Below are 21,386 nucleotides of genomic sequence, written 5' to 3'. Positions count from 1 at the left end.
CTAAAGAACATATTAAAGATAGATTTCTTTAAAGGCCCCTGATCCAATTGGACACTTGGAGCCACCTCAGATACACTAAATGAAATGAGTCTGCAAGATGGATTTCGAAGTGGCATTTATGCAGACAACCCTTTTGGGATTCGTGAATACAGGAACGAGAAGAAGTTCAGTGGGAATTTAATTAAAGAATCATGTACTAAATAAAGTGAAATGATGCCTTATGATTGCAGGATAGATGGTATTCTTTATATTTGGAGTACATGTAAAAGAACAGCCCAGACATTAAACTGTACCTACTTTGTTAGTGAAGTCTAACAACAAGGTCAGTTCAGGGGCTGTTTTTTCTCTATTCCTGTTTTCGTAGCTGGAACAAGTTGGGATATATTAAGATGTAGATTGTAAAATACTAGAAGCAATAAATTTTGACAAAGGATTTTTTTAATTAGTTATTATGGATATGAGGAGTTATTCGAAATTAATCAAAAAAATATATTGAATCTTTTAAAAACGACATAAAGAATATGAAATAGCAATTACAAAAAAATGATTTGCATAAAGAAAAAATGTATGCAGCTAAAGAGGTCGTCAACATCTTATAACATCATACTCATACATCGGAGCTCAGCGCCTCGCGATCCGCGAGAAGCAATAAAAGAATATACATCATATTGTAGAGCATTGCAAGACACTACCGAACATAAAAAAACAAGGGCTGGAGATTTTTGATCATATGATTGATTTTTATAAAACAAAATACTCCTTAAACTCAGGGTGGGCACTCTAAAAAAGCGTTGTTGGAAATCGGTAAAGTACTATATCATTCACAAATACCAGATAATCTGTCCATCCTTGATGCACTGAGATCATTTTGGACACACATTCAAAAGTTTATGAAAAAGATATATCCAGAATGGATGATATACTTCTTAGAAAGACTGACTAGTATTGATCCGAATGAATTAGTCATTACGTTCAATATGATGATGATGCAAAAAGGTTTTATGCTTTATTGTAAAAGAAAACAGATATTAAGTCTTTCATGACTGGTTACATGAATATGGTAGTAGACTTCTAACATTCAGCAGAACGTACGAGGAGATATGTGACATTTTCGAAGGGGGAGTTGGCTGGAATGTTGACCACTTGATTTATCAACTGGTTCAAGGTTTATTGATATCGAAAAGGATCAGAAATCCCCGCAAGATATTAAATAACTATTTGAAGGTGGTTTCTTTGGAAAAGACAAATGTAAAAGTATATTTCAGTTTATATGGTGATCAGTTTCCAATTGATCACATCTCAAAAGAATTGAATTTACGACCAACGCATTCGCATACCATGGGAGAACTTATTTCAAGAAAAAACAACTTTAATATCGCCCAGACTATAAAACACATAAGGAAAGAAACTGTATGGGAACTTAGTACGGAATACGAAGAATCCTTAGATGTTACTGTGCAACTAAATAAAATACTAAAACAGCTTTTAGGTAAAGAAGAAAAAATAGTTGAATTAAGTAACAAATATAAATTAGAGTGTAAGTTCATGATTGTGATAAGAATGAACGACGGCTTTACTCCCGCACTAATAATAAATAAAGAAATAATAGAATTCACAAATAAAATCGATGCAGAAATTGAGTGTGACCTTTATTCTAATCCGTATCAAGAAGAATAATAAATAGAGTTTGGCATTTCAAAGAAGTCGGGGACATCTTATAACATAGTATTCACACATCGGGACTTTCGACCCTTGGTCTGCAAGAGGGTTTTCGAGGAAGCGGATACAGCAGACAACCCTGCACTCGCTAACTCCGTTGAACCCGGGGCTTAAGCCCCTTAAGCCTCTCGGGTTCGTAGATACAACAACGTTAGGCGTAATACCCTAAATGCAATGAAAAGGAGACAATGCTGTTGAATGATCAGTTGGTTTTATCTAATCCGAGTATTGAACTGAAAGACTCCTATTTGAGTTTTTATCAGGAATGGAAACAAAGTGGAGAAGATATGGTTCCATGGGTGATAGAGAAAGACCCAGAAAACTTTGAAGACATGATTACATGGCTTAACAATAACAAACAAGGAATGAATACAAATGGCTTTGTTGCCAATTCAACTTATTGGCTAGTAGCAAATCAGATTGTTGTAGGGGCAGTAAATATTAGACACGAATTGACAGATAAACTATTTCATAGTGGTGGACATATTGGCTATGGGATCAGACCGTCGGAAAGGTGGAAGGGATATGCTAAAGAGCTTTTAAGACTTGCTTTATTGAAAAGTAAAAGACTGGGAATATTGAAGGTGCTTTTTTAGTATGTGATGAAATTAATCAAGCATCAAAAAATACAATTATTAAGAATGGTGGATTAAGGGATGAAGATTTTATGGAAGAAGATGGAAATATATTAAATAGATTTTGGATAGAGATTTGAAAGGAGGCTACTACGCCTAACAACCTATTCAAGCTGAGGCTCCTTACGGAGCCTGGGCCTGCCGGGATGGATTGCGAAGAGGCATTACAACAGACAACCCCTTTGGGGTTCGTGAATACAGAAACGTTATCTGCAAGATATTGCCCCAAAGGGACATTTTGAGAGCTATACATTCGCAACGTCCCGTTGCTTGGAGAAAGGAAGGATATATTGGAAGTTATTATTATGTTGGCAGTGAATCTAGTAATTGGTATCTTTAGTGTGAAAATTGGAATGGACAACTCTAGGAACAATCAACAAATGAAAGAAATGATAGAAGAATTACGAGAGATTAAAGAAATTTTAAGGGATCGAAACTGATTATAACGATTTAAATAACGAGATGTTAGGATGATCTAAATAACAAAGCTTAGAATACAGATGAAGCCCTAAATACATATAAAAACTAGATAAAGCCATTACGAAGAATACAAGACTATAAACAGTCAAAAAACTATATAATTTTACCGATGTGACAATGGCTTTTAAGCTATAAAGTCTGAAAAGACATCAAATTCAAATAGGTCTATAAAGAGAATAAGGCTGTGGCCGACGTCCTGTCTTGATTCGGAGAAGTGGGGCAGATCCAGCAGATAACACCGTTTTCCAGCTTCGCGGTTATCACCGCTCGGTCCGCCCGAGGTTATAGAAGTTAACTCACAATGATGGAATTCAGCGGCGAAGAAGTAGGGCAGGCGGATACATCTGCAAGGTTAAGTGGCGGAGCCACCCGGCTTCAGTACATGCTTCGCATATGGATTGAGGCAGCTTAAGCCTTTCGATGTCAGGAACACATAAACGTTATATGACATACTGCTAGATAAAATCTATTATTATAATTGTGGGCTAAAATAATTACTTATCTAAGTACACGGAGGGGAAATATGCTATACGGACAACGAGTAACATTAAGGCCTGTTGTTGAAGAAGATTGGGAACTGCGATACGAATGGCTGTCCGATCCTGTAGTTAACCGAACGTTACCATCAGGAAGTGGTATGCCCTAACACCGGAAGTGGTTAGAGAACGTACCCGGAGTTACGCGCAAACAGATCCATCAGCTGTCTATTTTACCATAATAAAAGAAGACGGCATCGCGATTGGCAGTACCCAATTGTTTAAAATCCATCCTTGGTCCAAGCATGCTGAATTTGGTATTTGGATTGGGAACAAAATGGTATGGGGGCAAGGTTATGCTACAGAAGTGACAAGTGTTGTTCTGGATTTTGCGTTCGAGCGTTTAAACCTTCATAAAGTGTATTTGACTGTAGACGCTGATAATCCTGGTGCTATTCGGAGTTATGAAAAGGCTGGTTTCAAGAAGGATGGCATACTAAGAGACGAAGTCTATAAAAATGGTCAATATGTCGATCGTATATTGATGAGTATTTTGAAACATGAATATTTAAAGCTATCTAATTGTTTCGAATAACAAAGCGTGTAGGATACTTGAAAAAGGATTATAGGATATGAATTATAAAGAGTCCATTATTTTTAAATTTGTATGATATTGTTTAGTTGAAGGAAATCTAGAAGCTGATCTTGCTACAGGACTATCACCCCTTGGTTGACAGATGTATAATCGTGGAAGAAGCTCAGTCAACAATTGCCCAGCCTAAGATAAGAGCTATCTAAAGCTGGGGCGTTTCGTGAAAACAAGAACGTTATCGGAAATTCATGCATGATTAAATTTGGGGAGATAACAAGATGCTTTTGATCATTATTTGCCGTTGTGGGATATTACCAAGGAGAATACCGCTGCATTAAATTGCTCCAGTTCTCCGAGTATATCAATCTTATATTCGATTGATTTTAGTAAATCAGTGATAATAAAGACTCTTTTTCTTATCAGAGGTCTCCCTTCGAATACGATTACTATTAAGAAATTTATTGATGTTGGATTCAATTTGCTGCAGGAAGGCAGAGATGAACTCGTCATTGGTCTGATTGCGCAACCATGGAAACCTACCGGTAATCTGAAGAGAGTATCACGTTTGGAATTCATCAACTTTAATGAAGCAGATTTTGTGAAAATCGGATGGAACTTTCGAATAGATTTTGACAGAATAAAGCAGAAATTGAATGTAAGTACAACAACAAGAGTTGTATCTACATCAAAGGGAGCGAGAATTAAGTTTAAAATATACTGGTTTGTAATTGAGTTTTTCAGTGGAATCATAAGAAGAGAAATGTTGAGGATAATAAAGAATCACATACGCATTTCTGAGGAATTCGATGAAGGCATGAACATCAAATAACATCGCATTCACGCTGCGGGGCTTACGCCTCTTGGTCGTCAGATGTATATTCATGGAAGAAACTTAGACGACATACGACCCGGCCTAAGATAGGAGCTATCTAAGGCTGGGTCGCTTCGTGAATACGAGAACGTTATCGGAAATTCTTGCAAGATTATAAACCATAGGAGCTGAAGGCGTGGACATAAAAGTCAGAATGGCAAAAAAAGATGACGCATTTGAGTTGTCTGAATTGTTCGTTGAGTTTATTGGAACGAGATCTAACATTGAAAAGATCCAATATCAGTTAGACCTATTACATAAGCAACCAAACTACTATGTTGCAGTAGCATGTTTAGAGGAAAAGGTAGTTGGAACAGCCATGGGCATTGTTTGTCCAGATATTGTAGGAGAGTGTCAGCCATACTTGCTTGTAGAAAATGTAGTTGTTTCATCTGTGTACCAGGGAAGTGGAATTGGTAAGAAACTCATGAATGCACTCGAGGATTTTGCTATGGAAAACCTATGCTCTTATATAATCTTAGCTTCTAGTAAAAATCGTGAACAAGCCCATAGATTTTATGAATCAATTGGATATGAGGGCACTAAGCGTGGATTTATTAAACGAATCTGATTTGTTAAATACTAAAGTGCTCTCAGCAATTTCGAAGATGGCAAGAACATCAGATAACACCATATTCATGCATCGGTCTGCTGCCGCGTCCCTCGGTCCCCCCCCCGAGGTGGAAGTAGGGGAGCATACTCAGGGGACAACCCTGCACTGGCTAAGTCTTCGACCCGGCAGACCGATCGTTGCGCTCGATCGACCGGCTGCTTATGCCAGTGAGGGTTCGTGAATGCCATAACGTTAGACGAAATTATTGTATGATAAACATCTACATGTATCCAAATACTATCAACAATAATATGAACAACAAATATAATGAAGTACTGAAGGAGACTAACAATGAAAGATCCAAGAATTGAACAACTCGCTAAAAATCTTATTCAATATTCGGTGAAGCTGCAACGAGGGGAAAAAATACTAATTGAGGTGGATGGATTGGAAATTCCCTTGGCCAAAGAATTGGTAAGGCAGTCTTATCTCGTAGGTGGAGTCCCATTTCTATTAATAAATAATCATGAGTTATTAAGAGAGATTTTGATTGATTGTACTGAAGAACAATTAATAGCAATGGCATCTTACGACCTAAACCGAGTAAACGATATGCAAGCCTATATACTTATTAGAGCTGGGGAGAATTTGAGTGAACTAAGTGGTGTTTCTCCTGAGAAAATGGGCTTGTTTAGAAAATATTACTCACAACAGATCAATGGCAGACGTTACACTCATACAAAATGGTGTATTCTTCGTTATCCCAATCATGCCATGGCACAGCAGGCGAACATGTCAACAGAGGATTTTGAGAATTTATATTTTAATGTATGTAATCTGGACTATTCAAAAATGGATGTAGCTATGGATAATCTAGTTGAATTAATGGATCGAACAGATAAAGTAAGAATTTTAGGAATAGGAACGGAGTTAACATTTTCGATTAAAGGCATGCCTTCTATTAAAGACGTAGGAATTATGAACATTCCAGATGGAGAAGTGTATACAATGCCAGTTAAGGATTCAGTCAACGGAGTTATCTCGTATAATACACCTTCTTTAAAAGAGGGCTTCACTTACGAGAACATTCGTTTTGAAATTAAGGACGGCAAAATTATACATGCTACCGGAAATGATTCAGAAAGAATTAATAAATTACTGAATACGGATCAAGGATCGAGGTATTTTGGTGAATTTGGAATTGGTCTTAATCCATATATTGAGAATGTTATGAAAGATACTTTATTTGATGAAAAAATATGGGGAAGCTTTCACTTTACACCTGGATGTGTTCCAGTTAGTTCACCTGGAAATGAAAATTGGTCCGAGCTTCACTGGGATATTGTTAATATCCAAAGGCCAGAATATGGCGGTGGAGAGATATGGTTTGATGATATATTAATCCGCAAAGATGGAATGTTTATTCCTGATATTTTAAAAGGATTAAATCCTGAAAACTTAAAGTGATGATATTGACTTCATATTTACATCCTTTACTTAGAAGACCCCTTCAAAAGTATAGAAAGTTCTAAATAATCCATTTTCTCTTTTTTGGGCTACATAAAAAAAATGGAGAACTAGGGTCTATCTTTGCAAAATCAGATATATAGTGAAGACATTGGTAGTAATTTCACTATTGTACGTTTTTATAGATTAAGAGAATTAGAAGAGACATGGATAAGATAGAGGAGTTTGAAGAAGGGCTCATTATTAGAAAAGTGTAATCGAAGAAGGCAGATACATCGCCTAACACAGTATCTACACTGCGGACTACGCCCTTGGTTCGCAAGATGAGGTAGTCAGGGAAGTAGAATCAGCTCACAACCCTGCGAGGCTAAGCCCGTCGGACCCGGTCGCGTTGCTCCCTTAATCCCCTCGGGTTCGTGAATACACAAACGTTACGTGAAATAAGCCTAAATACAGAGGAGAATGTGAATGATAATTCGTGAAGCTGAAACAAAGGACGCCGGAGCGATTGAACGACTATATAAAGAATTGCTTCCAAACAACACAAAAATAAAAGTGTTGGAAGATAGAATAGAAGAAGTTAAACAAAATCCTAATAGTTTCTTGTTCATTTGCGAAGTAGACCAAGAGATCGTTGCAACTGCACATCTGCATCTATGTTTAGATGCGTTGATAGAGTCACAACCTTTTGGGGTTGTAGAACGTGTAGTTGTATCTGGAAACAGACAAGGTCAAGGTTATGGATCGCTCATTATGAAGCATATTGAAGATCTGTGTATTTCAAGGGATTGCGTTAAGGTCTTTTTAACCAGCGGAGCTTCGAGGAAGCAAGCACACGAGTTCTATACAAAGTTAGGTTATGACGGTGATTCGAGTAAAGCCTTTAAGAAGTACTTATAATTTTTGAAAGTTTTTCGAAGATGAGGCAGACATTACATAACACCATATTCCCGAGGCGGGGCGTTTGCCCCTTGGTGCGCCAAGAGCGAAGGGATTTCACTGCGGAGCGAATTCAGAGGTACAGGGAAGCGTTGGCGGACAACCCTGCGAGCCTAACCGCGTCGCGGTCCGGCCCTTCGGGCCTTAAGGTTCTCGGTTCGGGAATACATAAACGTTATGTGAAATCCTTGTAAAATCATTAAGAGAAGGAGATTAAATGAGATATTTAATAGTATCAATAATTTTATTTTCTCTTATTACAGTTGGCTGTAACAATAATAATGAAATCGATTTTAATCAATTAGTAGATTCATTAGTTAAAGCGGAAAAGACCATGAATAGTAAAGAGCTAGTTACTACTACTGCAACGAGTTCGAGTTCAAGTGATGGTATGATCAATATTAGAATTATGGTAGATGATAGATTAACTAATGCAAAAGAATTAGTCTTTGATTTCTTTGATGAAATAGAAAGAGGAATTACAGATTTAAACCTGTTTAGAAAAAGCTATCAAATTAATTTTGATATAAAGTCAGAAAAAGATGGAGATATAATATAAAGGGCAAAGAAATAAAGGTGAAGAGCAGATTTGGTGGCAGTTCTAGAAGACAAGGCATCGTATAACAGTATATTCACGCTTCGGCAGAAAAGCTGCCTCGGTCCGGCATGAAGTTAGAAGTGATTCCGTGAGGCATTTCAGTTGCAGGGAAGCGCAATCACCGGACACATCCGCACCGACTAAGCGCACATCGAGCCCGGCGACATTCGTCGCTTTGAGTCGGTGGGACGTCATGAATACAGGAACGTTAGGCGAACATCACTGAAACGCATTGAAAGGCGGAAAAACATATGATTCGATCAATTATCTTTGATCTTGATGGTACTATATTAAACCGTAACAGTTCACTATATGAATTCATTGTCGATCAATATGAACGGATCATAAAGAAGGCTAAGAATATAGATAAGGAGAGCTATATTAATCGCTTTATTGAACTGGATAATCGGGGATATGTTTGGAAGGATAGAGTCTACCAGGAATTAATAAAGGAATTTGATCTGCAACTTGATTGGAATGAGTTATTAGCTGATTATAAAAATGGATTTTGTAAGTATGCTATACCATTTCCAAATACCTTTGAAATACTTGAAAAGCTCAAAGAACAAGATTACAAGCTTGGGATGATCACTAATGGATTCAGTGACTTTCAATCTAGTAATATCCACGCTCTAGGAATACAGAAGTACTTTGAGGTGATATTGATCTCTGAGGTAGAGGGCCTTAGAAAACCTGACCCAGCCATATTTCTTAGAGCAGCTGATTTGATGAAAGTATTACCTGAGGAATGTGTATATGTAGGTGATCATCCAATTAATGATGTCACTGCGAGTAAGAATGCTGGTATGAAGGGGATCTGGAAGGAAGATACTTATTATACAGATCAATTTGAACATGATGGACTAGTAAGAGATTTGCTAGAAATCGAAACAATTATAGAACAATGGAATTGCGAGTAATACAAGGAAGTAGTGATCTTCGTATAACAACGTGTTCACTCATAGGCAGTCAAACTGCCTCGGTCCCGGAAGAAAAATCGGAGAAGTGATTGCCGGGACACATCCATTCACCCAACCGCATCACGGCCGGCCGAGATCGAGCTATTCGCACGACTCTAGCAACTTAGGGTGAATGGACGTCGTGAACACAACAACGTTAGGCGAACATCAGAAGCACTGTTAAAAAGCACAAAAGAAAGAAGAGTGAGAATGTGAATGATCAATTCCGCTGATGAATTTTTCCAATTAAGAACAAGGGAGAACCAAGATGAATACCTAAAGGCTGCATGGGATGAAGCATCAATGAAGTATGGCAAGATGTGATTAACGGATATCCAGACATGTCATTTTGGGTCGCACAAAATAAAACAGTACTCTCGAATAGAATGTAAGAACGTTATGTGATACCTTCAAAAAAAGATTGATATGTATGAGGGTTAAAAGACAAGGAGTGGAAAATATGTTTGAAAAAAGAAGGCATATTCATATAGGTGCAGAAGGATGGGCAGATGATGAAGAAGATGCTCAGGTGGATGTAGTCGTCACATTCCCTGATTCATCAAAATGGATTTCAAATTTCTATACCATCAAATGTATTGAATCAATTAGAAAAGATTATTTGCAAAATGGACATTGTTTAAACGGGGCATATTGGTGCGGATCTTCTCCAGTAGTCATTGTAGATAATATAAGCCGTGAAAGAATAGAACAAGTAGTTGATGAACTAATTAAGAATGCCGGATTTCAATATGTATTTGAATATTTTGGTGCAGTTCGAGAAGAAGATATTAGCCGATCCGAATACCCTGAAAATTTTTTTGATGAAGAATCTAAAATAGATTCTTCTTATGTATCTTATTATGCAAGTCAGTTGGTACAAATGTTAGAGCAATCAAGTGAAAAAGTTAGACAAACAATAATGAAAGACATATTTAGGGTGTCTCAATGAAGACGAGGATTTTGGATAACACGATATTCGCACTGCGGGCCAATTTCACCATCTGGTATGAGGAAAGTCGGAGTAAAGCTAATTGAATATCCTCGAGCCTCCTTTACAAAATGATGAAAATGACCTCATTTCAAAAAGCTGGGGAAGAATGCTGGGGTGTAACATTTAACGAAAACTTATTTGACAGATTTTCTGAAATTCTCGATTATTTATTGCCTGTAATTAAAGACAACAGAGACATCTGCACTGACTCACTGCCGGCAAACCACTCAGGCTTTCGGCCTTAAAATCGATGAGACGTCGTGAATGTCGAAATGGCATGAGAAGTGTAAAGCTACAGATAACATAGTATTAACATATCGATATATATAGGTCTCTTAATCTACAGAAGCTTATTCGGAGAAGCATGAGCAGCAGATAACCCTGCGAGGCTAAGTCTTCGACACGGCGCTAAAGTCGATCGAAAATGCAGAATAGACGATGAAAGGTCCGGCCAATAGAAATATGGCCGGACTTTCTTCATTGGTCATGACACCACCATAGGAAGCTGATACTGGATAACCGTGTTGAGGAGACCGCTTTATCCAGCGGATTTAAGCGCAAGCGGCTTATTTGGTACAATAGCATGGACCAACATCATTTACATAAAGGAGATTATAGAAGAAATGATGAACCATAAAGAGAGAATGCTGGCTGGTCTTCCGTATAAAGCATGGATGGATGGACTTGCTGAAGAACAATTAGCGAACAAGAAGAAGATCCGCGAATATAATCTATGTCCTCCCGAGGAGAAGGAGAGAATAGATGAGATTATGAGAAGCATTCTGGGAAAAGCCGGATCAAATCTTAATATTTTACCGCCTTTTCATTGTGACTATGGCAAAAATATTGAGGTTGGGAATAACTTTATGTCCAACTTCAATTGTACGATCCTGGATGTAGGCAAGGTGACGATTGGGGATAACGTCATGTTTGGCCCCAATGTATCCATCATCACGGCTGGACATCCGATTCATCCGGATTCAAGAAACTCAGGATATGAGTATGGGATCCCCATTACCATAGGCGACAGCGTCTGGATAGGTGCTAACGTGGTCGTTAATCCGGGTGTAACCATCGGTCATAACGTAGTCATCGGATCAGGCAGCGTGGTTACCAAAGACCTGCCGGACAACGTGATCGCTGTCGGGAATCCGTGCAGAGTCTTAAGAACGATTACGGAAGAGGACCGACCGTATTATTATAAAGATAGGAAATTCGACGTGGAGGACTACTAAAGTACGCTAGGATCACGCTGTTGGAGGAGGTTTATCCTCCTTGCTAAGGCGTTCATAAAAGAGTGATGCACATTAGGCTCGACTAATACGCATCACTCTTTTTTACATGTCTGCTCATTTTGCTCATTGGCTTTTTATTACGGAGTGTAAAATTAAACTATATTTGAAGTTTCCCTTAAGATGTTCGAATTCGTTCTGTTATCATAGAGCAAGCCATTCGAATTTAAAGGGGGAATCCTGGTGTTACATATAATGGACGTCGCTGATACGCTGGTGGATCATATCAAAAATAATTATCCACAGGATATCGCAATTGTTGCCTATTACGGATCATACGCACAGGGCACGGCTACCAAGCGATCGGATCTGGATTTTTTCTTCATACCGGCCACGCCAAAAGGTTATCGTGCAAGTATACAGTTTGTTATGCAAGATATCAGCTTCGATTTCTGGCCGATCAGCTGGGAACGTGCCGAACGCATGGCAACCTATCAGGAAACGAACACCTCCATCATCGCGGACTCGATTCTGCTGTATTCGCGGAGCGATGAGGATCTGTCACGCTTTAAGAAGCTGCAGCAAACGATTATCGATATGCCTCCGAGCCAGCAGTCGTTTATTGATAAAGCCGAAGAACAGTTACGTGCCGTGTATCTTCATTTGTATAAGCTCGGGAAGGCACCATGCGAGGGAAACATCACATACTACCGCAATGAAGCTCATGATGTACTAATCCAGGTGCTTTCGAGTCTGGCACTTCTCAATAGAACCTATCTCAAGAGCGGCTGGGGCAAGAACCAAAGCCAGATCATGAATTTTGCGCTAAAACCCGCCCGTTTGGAAGAACAGATGGATTACATCATGTGTGCAGATTCGGCAGAGAGCATTCGCGATGCATGCGAACATCTCGTCGAGAGTATGCTTTCGTTATTGATCGAGGAGAAAGCTGCGCTAACGGGGCAGCCCTCTTATCCGGACCGAATGAAGGGATTTTATGAAGAGGTGAAGGGGATTCTGGATAAACTCAAGACGGCCTGTGAAACTGGGAATTATCCAATCGCCTATTTCTGGTCGATTGGTGCCCAAGATGAGATCGCCCGTTTTATTTATAACGCTGAACATGGGTATTGGCCGACCTCATTAGACTCAAGTCTGAACTACCAACAGGTTTATCTCAGCAAAGGGCTGCCGGATCTGGTGTCAGTGCTGGATCCCGGCAATTTCGCTCCGCTTCACGAAGCGGTCCTATGCCTGGAATCGGGTCTGGAGAAACTTCTCATCGAGGAGGGAGTTACCATCAATCGTTATGAGACGCTGGAGCAATTTAAGCTTGATCTTGAAAAATCGCTCGAAGACGCAAATAGACAAAACAAGGTCCGGCCAGTGTAGATACGGCCGGACCTTGTTTTGTCGTCTGTTGGAAGCTTAATTCGGTTCGATATGAACATGAACATCATAAACGCCGTGCGTTTCTTTTAACTCATGCTCCACTTGATCCGAGATATCGTGAGCAACCCTGATATCCAGATTTGATTTTACGAGAATAACGATATCGACAACTGTGTTGCTGCCATAATTTCTTGCACGAATGTCTTTGACTCCCTTTACTCCATAAACCTGCTTCACCGTTTCTTTATAACTCTTAATGATGTTCTCATCGAATCCATCGGTTAAATGGTGAGAGGCATCGCGGAAGATATCCCATGCGGTTTTGCATATCAGAAAGCCGACCAGGACGGCAGTTAGCGGATCAAGCCATGGCACATGAAATTGGGCGCCAACAATACCGACAACCGTACCGATGCTGACCCAGGCATCCGAGAGGTTATCCTTGGCGGCTGCCATAACGGCTTGACTGTTTATTTTCGTTGCGAGTCGTTTGTTATAGCGATAAACCATAAACATCACAATGGCACAGAAGATACCGGTCCACGCGGATATGAGATCAGGGGACTCATGATTTCCTTCAAATACGGAAGATATGGCCCCGTACAATACTTGGATACCTACGGCCATCATAATAAAGGAAGCGATTAAGGACGCCACCGTCTCCGCTTTCCAGTGTCCGTAGGGGTGATCCCGGTCAGCCGGTTTTTGTGACAATCGAAGTCCGATCAAGACTGCAATGGAGGCCACGATGTCCGTGGCGTTATTTAATCCGTCCGCCCGCAGGGCCTCGGAGTTCGCGGTATAGCCTATGAACAGTTTGATTGCAGATAAACATATATAAGCAATGATACTGATAATGGCACCTTTTTCACCTAATTTTAAATCATTGAAACGTTGTTGCTCCACATCTAGCCGACTCCTTCCGCACGCCCCTGAATAGTACCTGACTATATTACCAAGCCGATTATGGGTGGGTCTAGAGCAACGTTTTTTCCTCTCTCTTAATAAGTGACAAGGGGCAAAAAGAGTTGCACCAGACTAAGAAAGATAGAGCGAGACTACGACGGGGCTTGAAGCGTTAATTAAGTATAACAGCTTAACAAACAACTTGGCTTGCTGGAGGTTATCGTTATTGAACGGATATGATAGGGGGATGAACCATTATGGATGAGGATCAAGGTCCATTAGAACGCAGAAATAACCCAGCATAAGCTGCAGGGATGAAAGGTTGGTATTCGTGCGAAAAAGAGAGAATGGCGGTTACCTTAACATGAACTGGTGGATTATCGGACTATTGATCTTACTTACACTTGAAACCAGCTTAGACCCACAACCTCCGCGAAAAGAGAACGAGAATAGGCATAGGCATGCTTCTATTTCATGTGCCGCATATAATTATTGTGAGGAGGTATTTACGGACCAGAATATCAATAGATTCAGAAATAATTCATTGTGGATAACAAATATGGCGAAATCGTGCTTATAAATGAATCTGAACAAGAAGGTGGCTGCATTTGTACAGGGTAAGTACCGGTCCATGAAGTTCTTCATACACATACACATACACATACACATAAACAATAAACCGCCAGTAGAAGAACTGGCGGTTTTCTTATGGGTATGGGAGGGAAAGGTGGCTTAGCGATTATTCCTCCGGGATCTGCGTTTAACGACGCGCAACATCAGTATAACGGAAAGAACCCCTATTATTGCAGGCATAGCGTCTAGCCTCCTGATATATCATGATTAAGAATCATCTTACTTCTTCATAGTATAATATTCAGATTATATGAATAATGATTGGGTTGTTCGCCGCCTTTCGTAAGTGTAGCGTGCTCGAACTTATCTTTTCGCTTATTAGATATGGAGTTAGACAGAAGAAATTCCCTTCGCTTGGGCGGAGGGAATTTTCTCATGTGGTGTATTGTGCCTGCTTCTCTTCATTACAGGATCTTATTCAAGTGAAGCATATATTCACCGCGATTAAGCGGGTTTACTTGTCGCCGTTTATTCTCAGGGATGGTGGTCTGCACCTTCACGTAGCCGCCTGGTCTAACGGAGAGCATGCCTTCACCGCTTGTCAGGGAATGAACTTCTGATTTCAGCTCGTCGGAAGTGCGCACAGGAATCGTGCCATGAAGATGAACGACGTTGTTACGGAATTCAGGTTCCTGATACGTTCCTTCAAGTGCAGCTAACCTGGATAAAACTTTGCTTAAGCTGCTTTCCGGCAGGATGAATTGGATATCATTCATGGGCTCGTATACCTCCGTCCCGGCTTGGGTCAGCGCTTCCATAAGGACAAGCGGGGTTAAGCTGCGAAAATCCTTGGCCGTGGATACGGGACTTGCGTAACCGGTATGCGTCAGCGTCACGATGATATCCGTTACGGACCATGCGTACAGCCCTTCCTGAAGCACCTCAATGACGGTATCCTTAATCGCTTTCTGGAAGGATAGAGGAAGGGAGCCCAGCTCAACGTCCAAGCGATACTGCAGACCGGATCCCGGTTCTCCCGGTTCAACCCGCAAGCCGACGGTTGCATAGAATGGGCACTCCCCTATATATTCAACAGCTTCTCCGACACCGCAGGGTTTCTCGATGCAAATGACCCGGGGAGCTGAAAAAACAGCTTCGATGCCGTATTGCCGCTGAAGCGTCTCTACCAGAATCTCTTGCTGGACTTTGCCGAACACATGGATGATGTTTTCCTTTGTGTTTGTATCCTGAACGTACTGCAGAAATGGATCCTCAACGGTCAGATCGCTTAGTGCATTGTGCAGTTTATGTTCGTCTTCGGGTTGTTTCGTTGAGACATGGACCTGAATGGGTGGCTTCTGAAAGTGAACAACCTTCATCTTGTCAGACACGGCTCCGATAACATCGCCAACCCTTAGCTCGCTACCGATCAGGATGCCGATATCCCCTGCATCAATATGACCGGCCGGAGCGGATTTTCCATGCTGCAGAGCATGCAGCTGCTTCACTTTAAGCATCGTGGTTTGTCCGTCCTGTGACGTAACCGAGATTTCATCACGGGCCTGGACTTTCCCGGCGAACAGCCGAAAATAGACATTCCGTTCCCCGCTCGGCTGTTTAATCACTTTGAACACCAAGCCGGATAGCGGTTCATGATTCAGCTCAGACGGGTCGTTAACCGGGAAAAAGTCGTTCAGTGCCGCTAGCAGCGGCTCCATGCCAACTCCTTTGGCGGCGGAGCCTGCAAACAGGGGATAAGCTTTACCCTGCCGGGTTTGCTTGCGCAATTCTTCCTTCAGCCGTTCGCTGGATACAGGAACATCATGAGCGTAATCTTGCAGCAGCTCGTCGTTAAGCAGCGCCAAGATCTCCAGCCAACCTGAGTTATGGGGATCTGCCATGTCCACGTGAACGGATGTGCTGCCTTCATTATCAACACGGCTCATTTCACAAATATGTTCATCCAGCAGATTCCGCAGCATGGTACGAACTCGGTTGTAGTTCGCACCCATTCGGTCGATTTTGTTCATGAACAGTAGGGTAGGGATACCTTGTTCTTTCAGTGTTTGCATGAGCACCCGGGTTTGGGCCTGTACACCTTCAACGGCGGAAATAACCAGAATGACGCCATCCAGAACACTTAAGGAATGCTCGACCTCCGAGATGAAATCCGCATGCCCCGGCGTATCGATGAGATTGACTTTAAGATCACCCAGCGTGAACGATACCGCCGCGGATTTAATCGTAATTCCCCGTCTTCGCTCAATTTCGAGGGAATCGGTGGTTGTATTGCCCTGATCGACCGAGCCAGCCTGCTCAATGATACCGGATCGGTAGAGAATTTGCTCTGTTAGTGTGGTTTTACCGGCGTCAACATGGGCCAGAACCCCAATATTCAATATTTTCTGCATATAGTATAACCCTCATTCGTTTCATGTTTTGTAGTCCTTTCGATTGGGTATGGTTTTTGAATTGCCGCATAGATAAACGCCTCCATTTAAATAAAGTTAACTTTAGTTTATCCGTCGCAGCATGTTCGGAATATGGAACAAACGCTTATAATTATTAATTATCTTGTTTTGAAGAGCTCTATTTGGATTTACATATTTAATACCGTGAAAAATAGCTCGCATTGGATTAGGATAGAGGCATAAACCATATTGAAGGGGTCTTGCACTTGATAACACTTCATGTCATAGATAAAGATAATTGGGAGGATTGCATCCGTCTCAAACCCAAGCCGGAACAAGAGAAATGGATTGCACCTAATCTATACTCGATAGCCGAGGCACAATTTATGGAAGGATTCGAAACCAGGGCGATCTATCATGATGATGAGATGATTGGTTTTGTCATGTACGGTCCTCATTCTTGCGATGATAACTACTGGATATACCGGTTTATGATCGACGGCAGGTTTCAAGGGCAGCATTATGCCAAACCTGCGATTCGGCTCGTTCTTGATGAGATTCGGAAGGCTTCGGACCGAACAGACCATGTGATGTTATGTTATAAATCCGAGAATGAGCGGGCCAAAACGGTATACACCCAAATGGGGTTCCAGGAAGCCGGTTATGCTCCGTGGGGAGATGCGATGGCCAAATATAGTTATATATAAAAGACCCTATGTAAATCTAGACATCATCATAGAAACTATCGTAAACTTAAACGTGAGTGATAGAGACATTATCATATCAAGCTTCGAGTACGACATGTGCCAGAAGTATCCGTAATTACGCCAAGTCCTTTTTTCGATGAAAGGGTTCGGCGTATTCTTCTTTATGGTTTGGTTCCTCAAAAAAGGATGGATGCCGGGGAAAGGGAAGTGAAAAACGTGTTACATAATATGAGGCTTACCATAGGATCAAAGATTGTGCTTGGTTATTTGATCATCGTTATTTTTCTGGGAGCTTCCATCTTTGTTCTCAGCGATCGAATTTCATCTCTTGAGAAAGAGATTGATTTTATCGTGGAGCATGATATTGAAGTTCACAATTTGACGAATCAGATTGAAAAACATGTGCTCGATATGGAGACAGGACAGAGAGGTTTTGCCCTTACCGGGGATGACCGATACTTAATACCCTATACAGACGGACAGGCCAATTGGCAGAAGGATTTTTCCAATCTCCATGAGTTAATAGCCGATAATCCCGATCAGCAGAATCGTTTGGAGGAGATCAAGGCCAACATCGAAGAATGGATTGATACCGCTGGAGAGTCCGTTGTTGCTATGAAAAAAGCGAATGACAACGAAGGAGTCTTTCAATTCTTCATGGAGGACCCGGGTAAAAAAATCGTTGATCAAATGCGGTCACAGCTGGCAGATTTCCGCAGCACGGAGAAAAGTCTGACACAGAAGCGCGTAGATGAGCTCGATCAAAAAAACGCGGACTTCAAAAACGTGCTTTATATTGTTCTGGCATTGGTCATTGTTCTCTCCATTACAGTTGGCGTGGTGATTTCGAAGTCTATCGTGAACACGATCCGGGAAGTGGTCCATGCGATTTCGGACATTGCGTCTTCCGAAGGCAATTTACGCTCCAAGCGTATTGTGGTTCGAACCAAGGATGAGGTCAGGGATTTGGGTGAAGCCACCAACCGGCTGCTCGAAAATCACGAGAGACAAAGCTGGCTCCAGACCAGTACCGGTGATGTAGCTATCTCGTATCAAGGCATCAGCCATATCAACCCGCTTGCCGAGGCCTTCATTACCAAAATGGCACATCTGGTCAACGCCTCCTATGGTGTTTTTTACCTGCGGAAGGGTGACAAGCTTCATAAGACGGCTTCATTCGCTGCTTTAGGCACCGATATGGGCGCCTCGGTATTCAATATGGGTGAGGGTATGGTCGGTCAATGCGCCGTTGAGAAAAGAACCATCGTTATGGAAGCGATTCCTGATGATCACGTGAAAATAACGACCGGTCTCGGGCAATCTGCCCCGCGCAGCATTCTCATTTTTCCTGTTGAATATGAAGGAGAGCTTGAAGGGGTTATTGAACTTGCTTCGCTAGAAGCCTTTACTCCAATACAATTGAAGCTGGTAGATCAGGCAAGGAGTACGCTGGGCATTGCGATGAATAACGTTCTTGCCCAGATGGAAGTCAAGCGTCTGCTGGAGGAGTCTCAGGCGATGTCCGAGGAACTTCAGGTGCAAACGGAAGAGCTAAAGGCACAATCGGATGAGCTGCTGTCACAGCAAGATGAGATGAAGGCGTCCAACGAGGCCTTGAAACTATCCGAAGAACGGCTGCAGCGTCAGCAAGAAGAGCTGGAGAAGAACAATATGGAGCTGAGCAACCGTACGGAGCAAGTGGAAGCGCATATGCGCAAGATTGAAGAAATCAAAGACGAGATTGAGAAGCAGAACTTCATGCTGGAGAAACAGGCTTCCGACCTGCAGTCTGCATCGAAATATAAATCGGAGTTCTTGGCGAATATGTCCCATGAGCTCAGGACGCCGCTGAACAGTTTATTGATCTTGTCCGAAATTCTGATGGGGAACAAGGAAGGGAACCTGAATGAGAAGCAGGTGGATTTCGCGCGAACGATTCACTCTTCGGGCAATGATCTGCTGCATCTGATTGATGATATTCTCGACCTGTCGAAGGTAGAGGCGGGACAGATGAAGGTTGAGTTGGAGCCTGTTATTCTCGAAGAGATTAAGGAAACCCTGCAGCGCAGCTTCGAGCCGCTTGCGGCGAAAAAAGGCATTGAGTTCCATATCGAGATGGAGCAGGGTCTGCCTCATTCGTTACATACCGATGTACAGCGCGTGCAGCAGATTCTGAAAAACTTGTTATCCAATGCTTTCAAATTTACCAGCCAGGGCTCTGTAACATTGCAGGTAACCCGTACGAATCATCAACAGCCTTTCAGTGAAATGAGTCAAGGGGGATGGACTGCATTCTCCGTGACCGATACGGGCATCGGCATATCGATGGATAAAAAGGATGTCATCTTCCAGGCGTTCCAGCAGGCGGATGGATCCACTAGCCGCAAATACGGCGGCACGGGACTTGGGCTTACAATCAGCCGCGAGCTGGCCGGATTGATTGGCGGATACATTGATTTTAAAAGCCAGGAAGGCACAGGCAGCACCTTCACGCTATATGTGCCGGAAACCCCGGTTCTACCAGAGGCATCAGGTATTCAGGAAGCCGCCGCTGCCCATGAAGCCGTTATCCCGGGCGTACCCTCATCTTCTTCGTCTTCGGAAGAGGTTCTGGCAACGGATATTGAATTATCCGATCCCGATCTGTTGACCGTCTCCGAAATGGAGGATGACCGGGAACATATTAAGCCTGGCGACCGGATCTTATTAATCATTGAGGATGATATCCATTTTGCGAAAATACTGCTGGATATCGTTCGCGCACATAAATTTAAAGGGATTGTTGCGCTGAAAGGGGACCGGGGCTTGGCGCTTGCGCATGCCTATAAACCGGATGCCATTATGCTTGATATTCAGCTGCCTGTCATCGATGGCTGGACCATACTCGAGCGGCTGAAGCAGCAGCCGGATTTGCGCCATATTCCGGTGCATGTCATTTCCGTGGTTGATGAGCCGCAGCAGGGCTTAAGCATGGGGGCAATGGCCTACCTGAAGAAACCGGCCAACAAGAATCAGATTGAGGGAGCTTTGGCTCATATCGAAACCTTTGTGGATCGTGATCTCAAGCGGCTGCTGATTGTTGAAGACGATGTTATTCTGCGCAGCAGCATGGTAGAGCTGATTGGTCATGATGATGTCATCATAACGGCCGTTTCCACGGGTGCGGAAGCACTGCGCGAGCTGGGGCGGGAGCATTTTGACTGCATGGTACTGGATTTGGGGCTGGCTGACATTACGGGCTTCGAGCTGCTGGACCGCATTCGGCAGACCAAGCATCTTCAGCAGCTGCCGATTATTATTTATACGGGTAAAGTACTGGATATGAAGGAAGAAATCGAACTGAAGAAATATGCGGAGAGCATCATCATTAAGAACGTGAAATCGCAGGAACGGCTGTTTGACGAGACGGCGTTGTTCCTGCACCGGGTAGAGGCCAATTTACCGGAAGATCGACGCAATCTATTGCGTAAGCTGTATAACAATGAAGATGCGTTCGAAGGAAAACGGATTCTGCTGGTGGAGGACGATATCCGTAATATTTTCTCGCTGGTCAGTGTGCTGGAATCCTATAAACTGAACGTGGTCTTCACAGAAAACGGACGGGAAGCGCTTGAGATGCTCCAGAAGGATCACAATTTTGATCTGGTGCTGATGGATATCATGATGCCGGAAATGGACGGTTATGAGACGATGAAGGCGATTCGAGAGATCTCGCAATTCGACAAGCTGCCGATTATCGCCCTGACAGCGAAGGCCATGAAGGAAGACCGTCAGCGCTGCATTGATGCGGGTGCTTCCGATTACATCACCAAACCGATTGATGTCGAGAAGCTGCTGTCCTTGCTGAAGGTATGGCTTTACACATAGAGGAGGCAGAAGATTATT

Annotated in this window: 14 protein-coding genes and 1 pseudogene; 13 read left to right on the top strand and 2 right to left on the bottom strand. The window is 42.3% G+C overall.

What is annotated here, in order from left to right:
- Nucleotides 1–1,233 precede the first annotated feature (1,233 nt).
- The 11 genes and pseudogenes from B9D94_RS16330 (at nucleotide 1,234) to B9D94_RS16270 (ending at nucleotide 12,904) form a co-directional block, all read left to right on the top strand.
- A complete protein-coding gene (locus tag B9D94_RS16330; protein WP_006209869.1) occupies nucleotides 1,234–1,677 on the top strand; it encodes a DUF4279 domain-containing protein in 444 nt (147 codons plus the stop codon).
- Nucleotides 1,678–1,907: 230 nt separating this feature from the next.
- Nucleotides 1,908–2,434, top strand: a pseudogene (locus tag B9D94_RS16325) (GNAT family N-acetyltransferase).
- A gap of 1,054 nt (nucleotides 2,435–3,488) precedes the next feature.
- Nucleotides 3,489–3,905 (top strand): GNAT family N-acetyltransferase, encoded by a 417-nt coding sequence (locus tag B9D94_RS16320; protein ID WP_253805985.1) that lies wholly within the window; start codon nucleotides 3,489–3,491, stop codon nucleotides 3,903–3,905.
- Between the two features lie 1,004 nt (nucleotides 3,906–4,909).
- A complete protein-coding gene (locus B9D94_RS16310) occupies nucleotides 4,910–5,344 on the top strand; it encodes a GNAT family N-acetyltransferase (RefSeq protein ID WP_051449297.1) in 435 nt (144 codons plus the stop codon).
- Between the two features lie 333 nt (nucleotides 5,345–5,677).
- Nucleotides 5,678–6,793: an aminopeptidase gene (locus B9D94_RS16300; protein ID WP_148247508.1), complete on the top strand. Its 1,116-nt coding sequence runs from the start codon at nucleotides 5,678–5,680 to the stop codon at nucleotides 6,791–6,793.
- Between the two features lie 468 nt (nucleotides 6,794–7,261).
- Nucleotides 7,262–7,693, top strand: coding sequence for a GNAT family N-acetyltransferase (locus B9D94_RS16295; RefSeq protein ID WP_006209875.1), 432 nt, complete (start codon nucleotides 7,262–7,264; stop codon nucleotides 7,691–7,693).
- A gap of 256 nt (nucleotides 7,694–7,949) precedes the next feature.
- Nucleotides 7,950–8,291: a hypothetical protein gene (locus tag B9D94_RS16290; RefSeq protein ID WP_148247507.1), complete on the top strand. Its 342-nt coding sequence runs from the start codon at nucleotides 7,950–7,952 to the stop codon at nucleotides 8,289–8,291.
- A 290-nt stretch (nucleotides 8,292–8,581) separates the two neighbouring features.
- Entirely contained in the window at nucleotides 8,582–9,250 is a 669-nt protein-coding gene (locus tag B9D94_RS16285; protein ID WP_036638355.1) for an HAD family hydrolase, read from the top strand.
- Nucleotides 9,251–9,749: 499 nt separating this feature from the next.
- A complete protein-coding gene (locus B9D94_RS16280) occupies nucleotides 9,750–10,238 on the top strand; it encodes a hypothetical protein (RefSeq protein WP_148247506.1) in 489 nt (162 codons plus the stop codon).
- A gap of 668 nt (nucleotides 10,239–10,906) precedes the next feature.
- Nucleotides 10,907–11,515 (top strand): sugar O-acetyltransferase, encoded by a 609-nt coding sequence (locus tag B9D94_RS16275; protein ID WP_006209879.1) that lies wholly within the window; start codon nucleotides 10,907–10,909, stop codon nucleotides 11,513–11,515.
- 240 nt (nucleotides 11,516–11,755) lie between these two features.
- Entirely contained in the window at nucleotides 11,756–12,904 is a 1,149-nt protein-coding gene (locus B9D94_RS16270; protein ID WP_253806172.1) for a kanamycin nucleotidyltransferase C-terminal domain-containing protein, read from the top strand.
- A gap of 36 nt (nucleotides 12,905–12,940) precedes the next feature.
- Here the strand turns inward: B9D94_RS16270 and B9D94_RS16265 are convergent, their stop codons facing one another.
- Entirely contained in the window at nucleotides 12,941–13,810 is an 870-nt protein-coding gene (locus B9D94_RS16265; RefSeq protein WP_036638352.1) for a cation diffusion facilitator family transporter, read from the bottom strand.
- 1,037 nt (nucleotides 13,811–14,847) lie between these two features.
- Nucleotides 14,848–16,794, bottom strand: a complete 1,947-nt coding sequence (locus tag B9D94_RS16260; protein WP_148247505.1) for an elongation factor G — start codon at nucleotides 16,792–16,794, stop codon at nucleotides 14,848–14,850.
- A gap of 266 nt (nucleotides 16,795–17,060) precedes the next feature.
- Here B9D94_RS16260 and B9D94_RS16255 point away from each other — a divergent pair, with 266 nt between their 5' ends.
- Nucleotides 17,061–17,501 (top strand): GNAT family N-acetyltransferase, encoded by a 441-nt coding sequence (locus B9D94_RS16255; protein WP_148247504.1) that lies wholly within the window; start codon nucleotides 17,061–17,063, stop codon nucleotides 17,499–17,501.
- A 216-nt stretch (nucleotides 17,502–17,717) separates the two neighbouring features.
- Entirely contained in the window at nucleotides 17,718–21,368 is a 3,651-nt protein-coding gene (locus B9D94_RS16250) for a response regulator (RefSeq protein WP_172963956.1), read from the top strand.
- The last annotated feature ends 18 nt before the right edge of the window (nucleotides 21,369–21,386 follow it).

Source organism: Paenibacillus sp. Cedars (assembly GCF_003184205.1).
In the GTDB taxonomy this organism is placed as follows: domain Bacteria; phylum Bacillota; class Bacilli; order Paenibacillales; family Paenibacillaceae; genus Paenibacillus_AQ; species Paenibacillus_AQ glucanolyticus.
The sequence above is the reverse complement of the archived record's forward strand: the minus strand, read 5'-3'. Positions and strand labels throughout refer to the sequence as shown.